General features: G+C 70.6%; 17 protein-coding genes. 9 read left to right on the forward strand and 8 right to left on the reverse strand.

Annotated elements, in window-relative coordinates; translation table 11 throughout:
* Positions 1–858: metallophosphoesterase (locus VF612_RS03735; protein ID WP_408658506.1), on the reverse strand; the 858-nt coding region annotated here is incomplete at its 3' end.
* Between the two features lie 41 nt (positions 859–899).
* Between VF612_RS03735 and VF612_RS03740 the strand changes: the two genes are divergently transcribed.
* A complete protein-coding gene (locus tag VF612_RS03740; RefSeq protein ID WP_408658507.1) occupies positions 900–1,355 on the forward strand; it encodes a GatB/YqeY domain-containing protein in 456 nt (151 codons plus the stop codon).
* A gap of 16 nt (positions 1,356–1,371) precedes the next feature.
* On the opposite strand, the gene VF612_RS03745 is transcribed toward VF612_RS03740, so the two are convergent.
* On the reverse strand, positions 1,372–3,894 hold the full coding sequence (locus tag VF612_RS03745) for a penicillin-binding protein (protein WP_408658508.1): 2,523 nt from the start codon (positions 3,892–3,894) through the stop codon (positions 1,372–1,374).
* A 273-nt stretch (positions 3,895–4,167) separates the two neighbouring features.
* Here VF612_RS03745 and VF612_RS03750 point away from each other — a divergent pair, with 273 nt between their 5' ends.
* Entirely contained in the window at positions 4,168–4,512 is a 345-nt protein-coding gene (locus VF612_RS03750; protein WP_408658509.1) for a WhiB family transcriptional regulator, read from the forward strand.
* A gap of 29 nt (positions 4,513–4,541) precedes the next feature.
* On the opposite strand, the gene VF612_RS03755 is transcribed toward VF612_RS03750, so the two are convergent.
* Both VF612_RS03755 and VF612_RS03760 read right to left on the reverse strand, forming a co-directional pair.
* On the reverse strand, positions 4,542–5,726 hold the full coding sequence (locus VF612_RS03755) for an ArsA family ATPase (protein WP_408658510.1): 1,185 nt from the start codon (positions 5,724–5,726) through the stop codon (positions 4,542–4,544).
* Positions 5,723–6,676 carry an ArsA-related P-loop ATPase gene (locus VF612_RS03760; protein WP_408658511.1) on the reverse strand — a complete coding sequence of 318 codons (954 nt, stop codon included), beginning with the start codon at positions 6,674–6,676 and terminating at the stop codon, positions 5,723–5,725. The genes VF612_RS03755 and VF612_RS03760 overlap by 4 nt, the downstream gene beginning before the upstream one ends.
* A gap of 40 nt (positions 6,677–6,716) precedes the next feature.
* On the opposite strand from VF612_RS03760, the gene VF612_RS03765 reads away from it, so the two are divergent.
* The 3 genes from VF612_RS03765 to VF612_RS03775 are packed head-to-tail and all read left to right on the forward strand — an operon-like array spanning position 6,717 to position 8,682.
* Positions 6,717–7,178 carry a RidA family protein gene (locus VF612_RS03765; protein ID WP_408658512.1) on the forward strand — a complete coding sequence of 154 codons (462 nt, stop codon included), beginning with the start codon at positions 6,717–6,719 and terminating at the stop codon, positions 7,176–7,178.
* Positions 7,179–7,180: 2 nt separating this feature from the next.
* The gene (locus VF612_RS03770) at positions 7,181–7,879 is read left to right on the forward strand and encodes an NUDIX hydrolase (RefSeq protein ID WP_408658513.1); all 699 of its coding nucleotides are present in this window, start codon (positions 7,181–7,183) and stop codon (positions 7,877–7,879) included.
* On the forward strand, positions 7,876–8,682 hold the full coding sequence (locus VF612_RS03775) for an MBL fold metallo-hydrolase (RefSeq protein ID WP_408658514.1): 807 nt from the start codon (positions 7,876–7,878) through the stop codon (positions 8,680–8,682). Before VF612_RS03770 ends, VF612_RS03775 begins: the two co-directional genes overlap by 4 nt.
* Positions 8,683–8,779: 97 nt before the next feature.
* Here VF612_RS03775 and VF612_RS03780 read toward each other — a convergent pair whose 3' ends face one another.
* Together VF612_RS03780 and VF612_RS03785 are read right to left on the reverse strand one after the other, a co-directional pair.
* Positions 8,780–9,454, reverse strand: coding sequence for a Crp/Fnr family transcriptional regulator (locus VF612_RS03780; protein WP_408658515.1), 675 nt, complete (start codon positions 9,452–9,454; stop codon positions 8,780–8,782).
* Positions 9,455–9,576: 122 nt separating this feature from the next.
* Positions 9,577–9,807, reverse strand: a complete 231-nt coding sequence (locus VF612_RS03785; protein WP_408658516.1) for a hypothetical protein — start codon at positions 9,805–9,807, stop codon at positions 9,577–9,579.
* A 4-nt stretch (positions 9,808–9,811) separates the two neighbouring features.
* On the opposite strand from VF612_RS03785, the gene nth reads away from it, so the two are divergent.
* From nth to VF612_RS03805, 4 genes are all read left to right on the forward strand, one after another.
* Positions 9,812–10,585, forward strand: a complete 774-nt coding sequence (gene nth / locus VF612_RS03790) for an endonuclease III (RefSeq protein ID WP_408658541.1) — start codon at positions 9,812–9,814, stop codon at positions 10,583–10,585.
* Positions 10,586–10,644: 59 nt separating this feature from the next.
* Complete coding sequence (locus tag VF612_RS03795; protein WP_408658542.1) at positions 10,645–11,259, forward strand: NUDIX hydrolase; 615 nt, start codon at positions 10,645–10,647, stop codon at positions 11,257–11,259.
* A gap of 48 nt (positions 11,260–11,307) precedes the next feature.
* Complete coding sequence (locus VF612_RS03800) at positions 11,308–11,730, forward strand: cupredoxin domain-containing protein (RefSeq protein ID WP_408658517.1); 423 nt, start codon at positions 11,308–11,310, stop codon at positions 11,728–11,730.
* 107 nt (positions 11,731–11,837) lie between these two features.
* Positions 11,838–13,022 carry a MarP family serine protease gene (locus VF612_RS03805; protein WP_408658518.1) on the forward strand — a complete coding sequence of 395 codons (1,185 nt, stop codon included), beginning with the start codon at positions 11,838–11,840 and terminating at the stop codon, positions 13,020–13,022.
* Between the two features lie 51 nt (positions 13,023–13,073).
* Here VF612_RS03805 and VF612_RS03810 read toward each other — a convergent pair whose 3' ends face one another.
* Together VF612_RS03810 and VF612_RS03815 are read right to left on the reverse strand one after the other, a co-directional pair.
* Positions 13,074–13,994: an alpha/beta fold hydrolase gene (locus tag VF612_RS03810; RefSeq protein ID WP_408658519.1), complete on the reverse strand. Its 921-nt coding sequence runs from the start codon at positions 13,992–13,994 to the stop codon at positions 13,074–13,076.
* Positions 13,995–14,002: 8 nt separating this feature from the next.
* A complete protein-coding gene (locus VF612_RS03815; protein ID WP_408658520.1) occupies positions 14,003–14,434 on the reverse strand; it encodes a phage holin family protein in 432 nt (143 codons plus the stop codon).
* Positions 14,435–14,600 lie beyond the last annotated feature (166 nt).

The following is a 14,600-nucleotide window of genomic DNA, read 5'->3' on the forward strand; positions in this document are numbered from 1 at the left end:
GGGCCGGCAGGCGATCCGGATCGGCATGTACGGGTTGGTGCCCAGCCCCGCGCAGACGTTGAACCACATCCGGTCGTCCCAACGGTGCAGCCAACGGGCCCGGCGCACGTCGATGCCGCAGTTGGTGACGATCGCGGGCCCGAACGGCACCCGGATCTGGCCGCCGTGGGTGTGCCCGGCCAGCACCAGGTCATAACCGTCGCCGGCGAACGAGTCCAGCATCGCCGGCTCGGGGGAGTGGGTGACCCCGATCCGCACCACGGCGGCCGGGTCAGCCGGCCCGGCGATCCGGTCGTACCGGGCTCGCCGCAGGTGCGGGTCGTCGGTGCCGGCCACGGCCACCGGCAGGCCGGCCACCTGCACCGTCATCCGGACGTGGGTCAGGTCGAGCCAGCCCCGCAGCGCCATCGCCGCCGCCAACTGGTCCCAGGGCATCCGCCGCCGGCCCTGCAGGTTGCCGACCTTGTTCGGCAGGAAGTACCTGGCGGGGTTCTTCAGCTGCGGCACGTAGTAGTCGTTGTTGCCGGGCACGAACGCGCCCGGGAAGTCGAACAGCGGCCCCAGCGCCCGCAGGACCGCAGGAATGCCCTCAGGGTCGGAGTTGGTGTCGCCGGTGTTGACCACGAAGTCCGGCTGCAACCTGGCCAGCTGCGCCACCCAGGCCTGCTTGCGCTGCTGCGCCGCCGTCAGGTGCAGGTCGGAGATGTGCAGCACCCGCAGCGCGGGGCTCCCCGGATCGAGCACCGGCGCCGCGAACCGGCGCAGCGTGAACAGGTTGCGCTCGACCAGCCCGCCGTAGCCGGCGGTCGCGGCGCCGGCCACCACGGTGGCGACGAGGCTGCGGCGCAATGCGGACATGCCGATCAGCCTACGGGCGAGCCGCAACTAGCCTTACGGACATGACCCAGCTCAAGGCACAGCTGAAATCCGACCTCACCGCGGCGATGAAGACCCGTGACGAGCTCAGCACCGCGACCCTGCGCATGCTGCTGACCGCCGTCAGCACCGAGGAGGTCTCCGGCTCCAGCGCTCGCGAGCTCTCCGACGAGGAGGTGCTGAAGGTGATCGGCCGGGAGGCCAAGAAGCGCCGCGAGGCTGCCGAGGCGTTCGGAGCGGCCGGGCGCGCCGAGCAGGCCAGCCGCGAGCTCGACGAGCAGGCGGTACTGAACCGCTACCTGCCGAGCCAGCTCTCCGACGCCGAGCTGTCCGCGCTGGTGGCCGATGCGGTGCGGGAGTCCGGCGCTGCCGAGCCACGCCAGATGGGGCTGGTGATGAAGCTGCTGACCCCGCGCGTGGCGGGCCGGGCCGACGGCAAGCGGGTGTCGGACGAGGTGCGCCGCCAGCTCACCTCCTGACCCGCAGGCAGGAGCGTCAGCGCGGCTTGGTGGGCTTGTTGCTCGGCTTGGGCTTGCTGGCAGTCTGGCTCGGCGGCGAGCTGGGCTGGGGCGCCGACGAGGTGGGCTCCGGCGAGTTGCTCCGAGTGTTCGAAGCCGGTGGGCTCCAGGGTCGCGGCACGTAGGTGTACACCGGCGGCACGTAGACATCCGGTGCCACCCCGGTGGAGATGCAGAGCGAGATCGTGGCGCCCGGCTCGGCGATCTTGGGCGAGTAGAACGCCACGTCGCCCGGCTGCTCCCGGCTGCCGCACGGCACCGGCAGCGGCTTGCCGACGAAGCCCTGCGACGCCAGGTACCTGATCGCGTCGCCCTGGCTCATCCCGGTGACCGACGGAACCGGGTTGCCCGGCGTCGACTCCACCGTCGGCCACTCCCAGTCCTTGTCCAACAGGGTGGAGCCGTAGGCCAACTTCCAGAATTTCGACGTCGCCGCGCCGAAGGTGTCGGTGCCGTCGTTGTTCTCGGTGATGCCGGGCACCCCGGAGATCCGCCGGGTCGGACGCTCCGGATTCACCAGGGCAGCCGTGGACACCAGGTCGGGCGTGATCCCGACGAACCACAGCGCCGAGTTGCCCTCGTCGTCGACGATCTTCTTCTTCACCGGGTCGTACTTGCTGCTGTTGTTGGTGCCGGTCTTGCCCGCCACCTCGCTGCCGCCGTCGGCGTACCAGTCGTAGAAGAACCGGCTCGCGGTGCCGTAGCTGCTCTTGGTGTCATTGGTCATGATGTTGACCAGCGTGCGGGCCACGTAGGGGGTGAACTGCCGGCTGCACCCGGGGCGGGCCTTGAGCGGGACCGGCTTGCCGGTGCTGTCGATGACCGACTTGACCGGCGTCGGCGGGCAGAACACCCCGTCGTTGGCCAGCGCCCCGAACGCCCCGGTCAGCTCCAGCACCGACGTCGAGTCCTGGCCCAGGGTGAAGGTGGGCTGGCGGCTGCCGATGATCGACTGGGCGATGGTCCGGCCGGTCGGCTTGCCGTCGGAGTCCACCTGCGGGCCGTTGAGGTAGTTCATGCCCAGGCCCGTGGCGGTGTTGACGATCGGCGATATGTCGCAGCCGAAGAGCTGGTCCTCCATCGCCACGAAGTAGGTGTTGGACGAGGCCGGCAGCGCGCGGTCCAGCGCCATCGTGGAGGGGTAGCTCGCCGCGTTGTGCGCGACGTAGGGCTTGTTGTCGTCCTGCAGCGGGCAGTTCTTGGTCTTCCACTCGTTGTTGGAGGTGGTCAGCGTGTAGCTGGGCGGCACGCCGGCCTTGAGCGCGGCGAGCGCGGTGAAGTACTTGTACGTCGAGCCGGCGCCGGCGTAGGCCTTGGTGAACAGCTTGTCCACCGAGTAGCCGCTGTTGCCCTTCTTCACGCCGTACCGGACGTCGCTGATCATCGAGGTGACCGCGCCCGTGCTGGGCTCGATCGACGGCATCGCCAGCAGGTAGCCGCGGCCGCGCGCCGGGTCCAGACCGCTCTTCTTCCAGATCGCGTCCTGGCCCCGGTTCTGCAGCTGGACGTCCAGGGTGGTGACGATCTTGAGACCGCTGGTGTTCACCTTCAACTCGGTCAGGCCACCGACCCTGGACAGCCAGTCGGTGACGTAGTCGCAGAAGAAGCCGGCGTTCTTGATCGCGGGGTTGGCGAACGAGCAGCCGCGCGGCACCGGCGCCTTCGGCGCCAGCCGAAGCGGGCTCGCCTTCGCCCGGATCGCCTCGGCCTCGGAGATGTAGCCCTCGCTGGCCATGTTTCGGATGACCAGGTCGCGCCGGTCCCGGGCCGCCTGCGGGTGGTAGAACGGGTCCAGGTCGGTGGGCGCCTTGACCAGGCCCACCAGGAGGGCGGCCTGCGGCACGGTCAGCTTGCCGACGTCGACGCCGAAGAAGGTCTGCGCGGCGGTCGCGATGCCGTAGGAGTTCTCGCCGAACGAGGCGATGTTGAGGTACTTCTCCAGGATCTCGGGCTTGGTGCTCTCTTGCTCGATCTTCAACGCGCACTGGGCGTCGAGGATCTTGCGGTCGATGTTCTGGTCGATCGCGGCAGCCCGGTCGGCGTCGGTCGTCGCCTGGTAGTAGCGCACCTGCTTGACGTACTGCTCGGTCAGCGTCGACGCGCCCTGGGTGTCACCGTTGGTGGTCTTCAGCGCGCCGCGGACCAACCCGCGCATGTCTACTCCGTGGTGGGAGTAGAAACGCCGGTCCTCAGTCGAGATGAGAGCATTTGTCACGGCTTTCGGAATCCGCGACAGCGGCACGACCTGACGGTTCTGGTCGAACAGCGTGGCGATCACGGTCTTGCCGTCATTGGCGTAGATGGTGGTGCGCTGCTGCACCGGCTCTTCGGTGAGGTTGCACTGGGTGCCGAGGAACTTGTCGGAGCCGGCCTTGGCGGCCAGTCCCAGCCCGCCGATGTAGGGCAGCAGGAAACCCGCCGCGAGTACGCCGACGACGACCAGGAGCGCTATCAACCTGCCCAGTTTCGACAGGACTACCAGCCCGGATGCTCGTGCCATGAGGGCTAAGCCTACGCGAGCCAGGAATGAGGTCCGGTTTTTCCATCCTTAGCAGTGTTTAGGTTGGCTGGAACACTGCCGATTGTCTTCTCAAGGCGGCTGTTGATCACTGGCGGTGGCCTATCCATTACATCGTGACATTGCGCTTTTACCAGTACTCACTGGGAAAAGCTGCAACTTCATATCAGACTCTTGCCCAATCGGTTGGTGATCACCTACCGTCCGGGGTGAAGTCGACATCTTGTTCGTGTGAAGTTTTAGAGCGGGGTATGCATGAGCGCATCGCGTTTGACCGAGCGGCCCAGGGTCACCGGCGATCCGGACTGGGCATCGCGCGGGGCTTGCCGAGATGTCGACCCGGAAACGCTGTTCGTCGTCGGCGCCGCGCAACACAAGGCCAAGACGATCTGCATGGGTTGCCCGGTACGGGTGGACTGCCTCGCCGACGCCCTGGACAGCAGGGCCGAGTTCGGCGTCTGGGGCGGGATGACCGAGCGCGAACGCCGCACCCTGCTGCGCCGCCGGCCCGATGTCGGCTCGTGGCGGGCGTTCTTCCAGTCGGTGCAGCGATCCGGGGACTTCGGCGCGATCCCGCCGGTCGCCATGCGGGTCCGCTAGCGACCTGCCGTTCCCCTGGGTCCGACGCCCTAGTCCGGCGTCCCGGCCAGCGCGTTGCCGATGGCCCGCAGGCTCTGGAGGTCGTGCACGTCGGTGGGCAGCGCGGGCACCTGCTGCTGAGCCACCGCAGGATGCGCCGCGCCGAACCGCGACACCATCGACCGGTCGTGCCGGGCCGCTTCCGCCGTCTCGGCATGGGCCAGCAACGCCGTCGCCGTCAGGCGCACCGCCGCGCTCTGGTCGGGCAACTCGGCCAGCCGCTCGGCCGCCTCGGCCGCCCGCGCCGCGCTCAGCGGCACCCCGGTGACCCGCATCCGGTTGAGCACCAGGCCCGCCAGCGGCATCTGCTCCTGCTGCAGCCGCTCGACGAAGAAGGACGCCTCGCGCAGGGCGTCCGGCTCCGGCGAGGACACCACGATGAAAGCGGTGCCAGGAGCCTTGAGCAATCGGTAGGTCTGCTCGGCCCGTTCCCGGAAGCCGCCGAACATCGTCTCCAGCGAGGACACGAACGCCGAGACATTGAGCAGCAGGTCGTTGCCCAGAATCTTGTTGAGCACCTTGGTGAACATCGAGAACGACGCCGACACCATCTTCAGATAGGCCTTGCCACCGGCCCGGGCAGGCGCGGTGAGCAGCCTGATCATCCGGCCGTCCAGGAACCGTCCCAGCCGTTGTGGCGCATCCAGGAAGTCCAGCGCCGAGCGCGAGGGCGGGGTGTCGACCACGATCAGGTCCCAGTCCCCGTGCTCGACGAGCTGGGCCCGCAGCTGGGAGAGCTTCTCCATGGCCATGTATTCCTGGGTGCCGGCGAAGGAGGCCGACAGCGACTGGTAGAAGGGATTGGCGAAGATCTGCTCCGCCTTGGCGGCGGTGGTGTTCGCGCTGACGACCTCGTCGAAGGTGCGCTTCATGTCCAGCATCATGGCCAGCAGCGCGCCGCCGGAGCCGCCTGAACCGCTTGAGCTGCCGATGCCGGCCACCAGCCGCGGGGTGTTGTCGAGCTCGGTCAGCCCCAGCGCCTGCGCCAGCCGGCGGGCCGGGTCGATGGTCAGCACGACCACCCGGCGGCCCTGCTCGGCAGCGCGCAATGCCAGCGCGGCGGCCGTGGTGGTCTTGCCCACCCCGCCGCTGCCGCAGGTCACCAGCACCTTCAGGTCCGGGTCCTTGAGCAGCGTGTCGATGTCGAGCACCGGCGCCCCGGCGCGCGGGCTCATGCCGCCCACGCCGGGACGTCGAGGGCGTCGGCGAGCTCGAACAGGCTGCCCAGGTCCAGCGGCGGTGGCAGCTCCGGCAGCCGGATGATCGGCACGCCGGCCTGCTCCAGATCCGCTTCGGCGCGGGCCTGGACGTCCTGGCGCCGGCCGTAGTCGCGAACCTCATCGGCCAGCGCCGGAGCCAGCGCGGGGTCCAGGCCCGCTGCCGTCAGCCCCCGCGCCAGCAGCGCCGGGTTGGGCCGGCCAGCCGACACCCACGCCGGCCGGGTCCGGTTCACCAGCAGCCGGCCCAGCCGGTAGCCGGCCGCCCTCAGCTCGGCCGCCGCGTCCAGGGTCTCCTGCACCGGCATCTCCTCCGGCAACGTCACGATGTGCACCCGGGTCAGGTCCGAGTGCAGCAGGTCGATCACGCCCTGGCTCTGCCGGTGGATCGGGCCCACCTTGGCAAGCCCGGCTACCTCGTTCGTGACCTGCAGGAACTGGGTGATCCGGCCGGTGGGCGGCGCGTCCAGCACCACCGCGTCCAGGCTCGGCCGGCCGGTGCGGTCGGTGCGGGTCACCGCCTCCTTCACCTTGCCGGTGAGCAGCACGTCGCGCAGGCCAGGCGCGATGGTGGTCACGAAGTCGATGGCGCCCATCTTGCGCAGGATCGAACCGGCCCGCTTGATCGAATAGAACATCTCCAGGTACTCCAGCATCGCGGCCTCGGCATCGACCGCCAGGCCGGCGACCTCGCCCCCGCCGGCCACGGCCAGCCGGGTCTCGGCGTAGGGCAGCGGTGGCGTGTCGAACAGCTGCGCCAGGCCCTGCCGGCCCTCGACCTCCACCAGCAGCACCCGCTGGGCCTGGCTGGCCAGCGCCAGCGCCAGCGCGCCGGCGACCGTGGTCTTGCCGGTGCCGCCCTTGCCGGTCACGATGTGCAGGCGGGGCGTTCGGTCAGCGGTAGCCACAAACCCAGCCTACAAACCTCGAGAGGGTAGGTTGCGCGCTATGAACTCCACCGCATCGCAGCGGCTGGCCGAGCTGGGGATCGAGCTCCCGGCGGTCGTCGCCCCACTGGCCAGCTACGTCCCGGCGGTCCGCACCGGCCAGCTCGTGTACACCTCCGGCCAGCTGCCCATGGTCGACGGCGCGCTGCCGGCTGCCGGCAAGGTCGGCGCCGAGGTGCTGCCCGAGGACGCCACGCACTTCGCCCGGGTCTGCGCCCTGAACGCCCTCGCCGCCGTGCATGCCCTGGTCGGCATCGATTCCGTCGTCCGGGTGGTGAAGGTGGTCGGTTTCGTGGCCTCCAGTCCCGGCTTCACCGGCCAGCCGGCTGTCGTCAACGGCGCGTCGAACCTGCTGGGCGAGGTGTTCGGCGACGCCGGCGCGCACGCCCGCTCCGCGGTCGGGGTGGCGGTGCTGCCCATGGACGCGCCGGTCGAGGTCGAGCTGATCGTCGAGGTTCGCTAGCCGTGACGGGACCGGGCAGCACCCGGCCCGCCGTACGTGAGGCCACCACCGTGCTGCTGCTGCGGGACGGCCCGGACGGGCTGCAGACCTGGCTGCTGCGCCGGGTGCCGAAGATGGCCTTCGCGCCGGGCATGTCGGTGTTTCCCGGCGGCGGGGTCGATCCGGTCGATGCCAGCGGGCCGGTCCCGGCCACCGTCGAGGCGGTCGCCGAGCAGTTCAGCACCACCGTCGAGCATGCCGCGGTGTTGATGCGGGCAGCCGCCCGGGAGCTGCTGGAGGAGACCGGCGTGCCGTTGCCGCTGGAGACGCTGCGGCCCTGGGCGCGCTGGATCACCCCCGAGGCCGAGCCGCGCCGGTATGACACCTACTTCTTCGTGGCCGCGGTGCCGGCCGAGGCGACGGCCGCCGCGCTCACCGGCGAGGCCTCCCACGCCGACTGGATCTCCCCCGCCGAGGCGCTGGCCGAGTACGAGCGCGACGAGCGGCCGATGCTGCCGCCCACCGTGGTGGGCCTGCGCGAGCTCGCCGCCATGCCGACCGCGGCGGCGGTGCTGGAGTCGGCCGCGGCCCGGGTGGTGCGGCCGATCCAGCCGACCTTCCGCAAGGACGGATCGGGCACCTGGTGCGCCGACCTCGGCGACGGCCGGCTGCTGCCGCTGCCGGCCTCGTTCCGCAGCGCATCGGGAAGGCAGCTGTCATGACCCTCGCGTACGAACAGCTTCGCCAGGTGACCCCGCTGGCCGGGGTGGTGCTGGCCGCCAACCCGTCCGTGATGACCCTGGACGGCACCAACACCTGGCTGCTGCGCGACGACCCGAGCCGGCGGCAGGCCGTCGTGGTGGATCCGGGGCCGGACGAGGAGGCCCATCTGGCCAGCGTCCTCGATGCTGCCGGCTCGGTGCCGCTGATCCTGCTCACCCATGGCCATCCCGACCATTCCGAAGGCGTCCAGCGGCTGCACGAGCTCACCGGGGCGCCGGTGCTGGCGCTGGACCCGGCGCACCGCTACGGCTCGCAAGGGGTCGGCGAAGGAGCCGTCCTCGACGCGGCCGGGGTGCGGATCGAGGTGTGGGCCACTCCGGGCCACACCACCGATTCGCTGTGCTTCCTGCTCTCCGGCGAGCCGGGGGAGGGCGGGCCGGCCGCGGTGCTGACCGGCGACACCATCCTCGGCCGGGGCAGCACGGTGGTGGCCCATCCGGACGGCGTGCTGGCCGACTACCTGACCTCGCTGCGCCGGCTGGCCAGCCTGGAGGGGGTCGCGGCGCTGCCCGGCCACGGCCCGGAGCTGACGGACGCGGGTGAGGCCGCCCGGGGTTACCTCGCGCACCGGGAGCAGCGGCTGGACCAGGTCCGCCAGGCGCTGGCCGACGGCGGGCCGGACCTGAGCGCGATGGACGTGGTGCGACGGGTGTATGCCGACGTCGACCGGTCGCTGTGGCCGGCCGCGGAGTGGTCCGTCCAGGCGCAGCTGGCCTACTTGCGGGGCGAAGCCGCGTCCTGAGCGTGGCTCGTCAGCGGACGCGGCTCGTCAGCGGGCGCGGCTCGTCAGCGAACGTGGCTCGTCAGCGGTCAGGCGGGACGGCAGGGATGAGCGGGGTTCAGCGGGCGCGGCGGGCCAGCCGCTCGCGGTCGAGGATGACCACGCTCTTGCCCTCCAGCCGCAACCAGCCGCGCTGGGCGAAGTCGGCCAGCGCCTTGTTCACGGTCTCCCTGGACGCGCCGACCAGCTGGGCCAGCTCCTCCTGGGTGAGGTCGTGGGTGACCCGCAGCTGGCCGCCGTCCACCGAGCCGAACCGCTGCGCCAGCTGGAGCAACTGCTTGGCGACCCGGCCCGGAACGTCGACGAAGATCAGGTCGGCGAGCATGGTGTTGGTCCGGCGCAGCCGGCGAGCCACCACCCGCAGCAATTGCAGGGCGATCTGGGGACGCTCGGTGATCCAGTCGGTCAGCGCGGCCTTGGGCAACCGGGCCACCCGGGCGTCGGTGACCACCACCGCGGTGGCGGTGCGGGGACCCGGGTCGAACAGCGAGAGCTCGCCGAACTGATCGGCCGGGCCCATCACGGCCACCAGGTTCTCGCGCCCGTCGGAGGACTTGCGGCCGAGCTTCACCTTGCCGGTGAGCACGATGTAGAGGCTGTCACCGGCTTCGCCCTCATTGAAGAGGGTGGTGCCCCGGGGCGCGTCGAAGATCTCGAACTGGCTGCCCAGCGCCTCGACATCCGCCGGATCGACGCCCTGGAACAATCCGGCCCTGCGGAGCACTTCGTCCACGCCAGCTCCTTCTCGTTGCTGCGCGTTCGGCACGCGCCTCCTGGCCGGATTGTAAGGGGTGGCCGCGTTCCGGAGTCCGCGACCCGCGACCTGGGTAGCCGGCTTCGAGGCGCGGCCACCGGCTACTGGCGCCGGACCCGTCGGAGCCGCCGCAGCCGGGCGCGGAATCGCGACATGGCGCTGACCGGGCCTTCCCGGACAAGGGTGTTGAGCTCGTCGGGGTTGGCGTGCTCCAGGAAGTCCTCGACGTCGCGTTCGAGGGCGACCCGGGTGAGCGGCTCCTCGATGCGCTCCATGACGAGCATGAAGATCAGCAGGAGCACCGGAAACAGCAACACCAGAAATCCGATCATCGTGTTGTCATTGTGCCCCAATAAGCTGTCGGACGTGGGAACTACAGCGGCTGCGGCCGAACGCCAGGAATCATCGCTCGCCCTCACCAGGCGGGCACGCCGGATCAACAAGGAGCTGGCCGAGCTCTATCCGAACGCGCACTGCGAGCTGGACTTCAGCAACCCGCTGGAGCTGTCGGTCGCGACCATCCTGTCGGCCCAGTGCACGGACAAGAAGGTCAACGAGGTGACGCCGGCCCTGTTCGCCAAGTATCCCGACGCTGCCGCCTACGCAGGCGCGGTCCGGGAGGAGCTGGAGGAGATGATCCGCCCGACCGGCTTCTTCCGCGCCAAGACCAACACCCTGATCAAGCTCGGCCAGCAGCTCGTCGAGCGCTACGACGGCCAGGTGCCGGCCAGCCTCGAGGAGCTGGTCACGCTGCCCGGCTTCGGCCGCAAGACCGCCAATGTGGTGCTCGGCAACGCCTTCGGAATACCGGGCATCACGATCGACACCCACTTCCTGCGGCTCGCGCAACGCTGGCACTGGACGGTCAGCGACGATCCGGTGAAGATCGAGGCCGAGGTCGCGGCGCTGGTCCCGCGCCAGGAGTGGACGATGCTCTCGCACCGGGTGATCTGGCACGGCCGCCGGATGTGCCACGCCCGCAAGCCGGCGTGCGGCGTCTGCCCGATCTCCCGGCTCTGCCCGTCGGCAGGCATCGGCGAGCGGGACCCGGTGCTGGCGGCCAAACTCGTCAAGAGCCCGTCGCAGGTGGCTCCCGAGCTCACCGGGTGAGCCGGCCGCCTGGCCCCGCGTCCGATGCCGCCCTGACGGCGCCTGACTGGCTGCATCCGATGCTGCGGGCGCTCGGCTCCGCGCAGGCGAGCGAGCTGTCCCGGTTCGCCCCGCCCAGCGATGGCAGCGGCAGGCACTCGGCGGTCCTGATCCTGTTCGCCTCGCCGGGGACAGCCGGCGGTCCTGACAGTGCCGACGTGCTGCTGATCCAGCGCTCGGCCACCATGCGCAGCCACGCCGGCCAGGTCGCCTTCCCCGGCGGGGCCACCGACCCGCAGGACGCCTCGGCCGCCGCCACGGCGCTGCGCGAGGCAGCCGAGGAGGTCGGGCTGCAGCCGGACACCGTGGACGTGCTGGCCGAGCTTCCGGCGCTGTGGCTGCCGCCGTCCGGCTTCGTGGTCACTCCGGTGCTCGGCTACTGGCACAGCCCGCATCCGGTCGGAGTGGTCGATGAGGCCGAGGTCGCCAGCGTGCACCGGGTGCCGTTGAGCGAGTTGCTGCTGCCGGCGAACCGGTTCACAGTGTGGCACCCGTCCGGATATCGGGGGGCCGGCTTCGCGGTGGACGGCCTGTTCGTCTGGGGGTTCACCGCCGGCCTGCTGGACCGGTTGTTGCGCCTGGCCGGTTGGGAGCAGCCGTGGGACCGGGATCGGGTCCGGCAGCTGCCGGAGTAGCGCTGCCACGCTCGGGTTCGCACAGCGAGGCCGGGTACGGTCGCTGGTGTGCCGACGCTCCGACCTGCCTCCATACCCCGCGCCGTCGTGGTGGCGGCGGTGTCGCTGTTGCTGGCCGGCTGCCAGACCGAGTCGGCGATCAATCGCGAGCCACACGTCGGCTCGACCACCGTCGCGGCGACGGCCGGCGTGCAGGACGTGGTGATCACCACCGATCAGCATTACCGGTTCACGCCCACGACCATCACCGTGCATCCCGGCAAGGTCCGGATCACCCTCAAGCACGTCGGCACCGGCGCGCCGCACGACTGGTCGCTGGTGGACTTCCCGGCCGACTACGTGCCGCTGGTCTCGGCGGGACAGACCAAATCGGTGGAATTCACCGCTCCCGCGCCTGGGACGTATAAATTCGTCTGCACCATCCATGTCCCGCAGGGCCAGACGGGCACCCTTGTCGTGCTGCCGACCTGAGCGCTGCCGGGCTGAGTGCTTACCGACCGAGTGCTTACCGACTGAGTGCTTACCGACCTGAGCGCCATCGACCCAAGAGTTACTGAGCGAGGAGGTCCGCGCCAGCGGTGAAGCCGGACCTGCTCGACCTGTTCCTGCTGGTGGTGATGCTCTGCTATGCCGTCGGTGGCTTCCGCAACGGGGCCTTGCTGGGCGGGCTGTCCTTCGCCGGGTTCTTCGGCGGCGCCGCGGGCGGCGCGCAACTGGCCAAGCCGCTGGGCCGGATGCTGGCCGACGGCGCCGCGCAGGTGCCGGTCGCGATCGTCTGCGTGCTGTTCTTCGCGATGCTCGGCCAGCTGATCGCGGTCTGGGTGGGCGGCCGGCTGCGCTCCAAGGTGACCTGGCGTCCGGCCCGCCGGCTGGACCAGGTGGTCGGAGCGCTGTTCTCGGTGCTGGCGGTGCTGCTGGTGGCGTGGATGGTCGCGCTGCCGCTGGCGTTCGCGCCGTTTCCGACGCTGTCGGGGCAGGTGCGCCGCTCGGTGACGATCCGGGCGGTGGACGACACGTTGCCCGACAGCATCCGCAACCTCTACGGCTCGCTGCGCCGGTTCGTCGACCGCAGCGGCTTTCCGCAGGTGTTCGGCGCCCTGCAGCCGACCCGGATCGTGGACGTGCCACCCGCGGACCCGGCCTTGCTGCAGTCGGCGTCGGTTGCCGCGGTCCGGCCTTCGGTGCTGAAGGTGCGCGCGGTGGCGCTGTCCTGTGACCGTGGCATCGAGGGCTCCAGCGTCGTCTACGCCCCGGAACGCGTGCTGACCAACGCCCACGTGGTGGCCGGCGCCAGCCAGGTGAAGGTCGAGACCAGCCGCGGCGCGCTTCCCGCCTACGTCGTCGTGTTCGATCCCGGACGCGACATCGCGGTGCTGTGGGTGCCCGGCCTGACCCTGCGGCCGGTTCCGCTGTCATCGACCGTCGCCACGTCCGGCCAGGACGCCATCGTGCTCGGCTATCCCGAGGACGGTCCGTTCGACGTCCGTCCGGCCCGGATCCGGGACCGGGAGCGGATCTCCGGCCGTGACATCTACGGCGAGATCTCGATCGACCGCGACATCTACACGATCAGGTCGGTGGTCCGGTCCGGCAACTCCGGCGGGCCGCTGATCAGCACTGATGGTTCCATCCTGGGCATCGTGTTCGCGTCCGCGCTGGACTCGGCCGACACCGCTTTCGTGCTGACCGCCGCGGAGGTTGCGGGCGCCGCCGACGCCGGCCGCGACCGCACCCGATCGGTCAGCACCGGGGCCTGTAGCTGACCGTCTTCGGCACGGCGTTTGGCCCACCGGCTCGGTCGGGTTGCCACCGGCTCAGCCGAGTTTGGCCCACCGGATGAGCTCGTCGGACACCCGCTCCGGGCTCTCGTGCTGCGGAAAGTGCCCGACCCCGGCCAGCAGCCGCCACTCGTAGTCGGCCGAGACGTGCCGCGAGGATCCCTGCGCGGTCGCCGGCAGCACGCAGCCGTCGACGCTGCCGTGCAGCTGCAGGACGGGCGTGATGATCGGCCGCTGCATCGAGCGGGCGTAGGCGCGTCCGTCCGGCCGGGGCAGTGAGCGGACCGCCCACCGGAAGAACTCCAGCGAGCAGTACGCCACCGGATGGATCCGCATCGCCTCGGCGTACCGGGCGATGATGCTCGGGTAGCTGGGTGCGCTGCGCCAGCTCGGCCCGGACCAGGTGTCGAACAGCCGCTGGAGATAGGCCGGATCACGGGTGAGCAGCCGCTCGCCGCGGCGGGGGACCTGGAACGTGCCGAGCGCGTAGGCCGAGGCTTTGCGCTGCGCCTTGTTGTACAGCACCGCCTGCCGCAACCGCAGCGGGTGGGCGGCGCCGAGCACCGCGATCCGGCGGACCACCTGCGGGTGCTGGGCGGCCACCGTCCAGGCGAGCAGGCCGCCCACGTCGGTGCCCACGATCACCGCGTCCTGCTCGCCGAGCGCGGTCACCAGCTGGGCGATGTCGGCGGCCATGGTGGTGGCGTCGTAGCCGCGCGGCGGCTTGTCGGACGCCCCGTAGCCACGCAGGTCCACGGCTACCGCGCGGTAACCGGCGTCGGCGAGGTCGATCAGCTGGCGGGACCACGTCCACCAGAAGGTCGGCATCCCGTGCAGCAGCAGCACCAGCGGTCCGGTGCCGGCTTCGACGACATGCAGGGCGATGCCGTTGGCCCGGATGGTCCGGTGCGTCCACGGCCCGTCGATCAGGACGACCGACTCGTCAGGTCTGGTCAAGGGCGGGATCAGGCCCGGTGGCTCGGCTGGTGCGAGGTCGCCTGGCGCAGGGCTGCCACGGTGCTCTTGGTGGTGTCGATGGTCTGCTGCGGCGCCTTGACCCGCTTCACCTTGCGGTAGCCGAGGAACCCGAACAGGCCGGCCAGCAGGAGGAGCAGGATGAAGACGATCAGGTAGGCGACCCAGCGCCACAGGTGCAGCGCCACCAGGCCCTCGGCGAGGGCGATCAGGCCGAAGATGAGGCCGAACACGACCAGCACGGCCGCTGCGGCGAACATGCCCGCGCCGGTGCCGGCGTTCTTGACCGAGTCCTTGATCTCGAGCTTGGCCAGCTCGATCTCGCCGTGCAGCAGGGTGCTGAAGCTGGAGCTCGCCTCGGCTACCAGGGTTCCGATCGATGCCGGCGGCGGCATCTGCGTCGAGGTGTGGTTGACGGTCACCCGCAGCTATCCCTTCTCCTGGCGGCGCCGGCTCCGCACCGTATGGCTGTAACTCGGAGCCGACCTGCCCATGAACCGTTGCTCGGATCAGTTCAGACCCTACCGTGCCTCAGCGGCTGTCTCTTTGGCCTGGCGTTGCCGGCTGTAGGTGCTGGGCGGCTCGCTA

Origin of the sequence: Jatrophihabitans sp. (assembly GCF_036388195.1) — a bacterium.
GTDB lineage: Bacteria > Actinomycetota > Actinomycetes > Mycobacteriales > Jatrophihabitantaceae > Jatrophihabitans_A.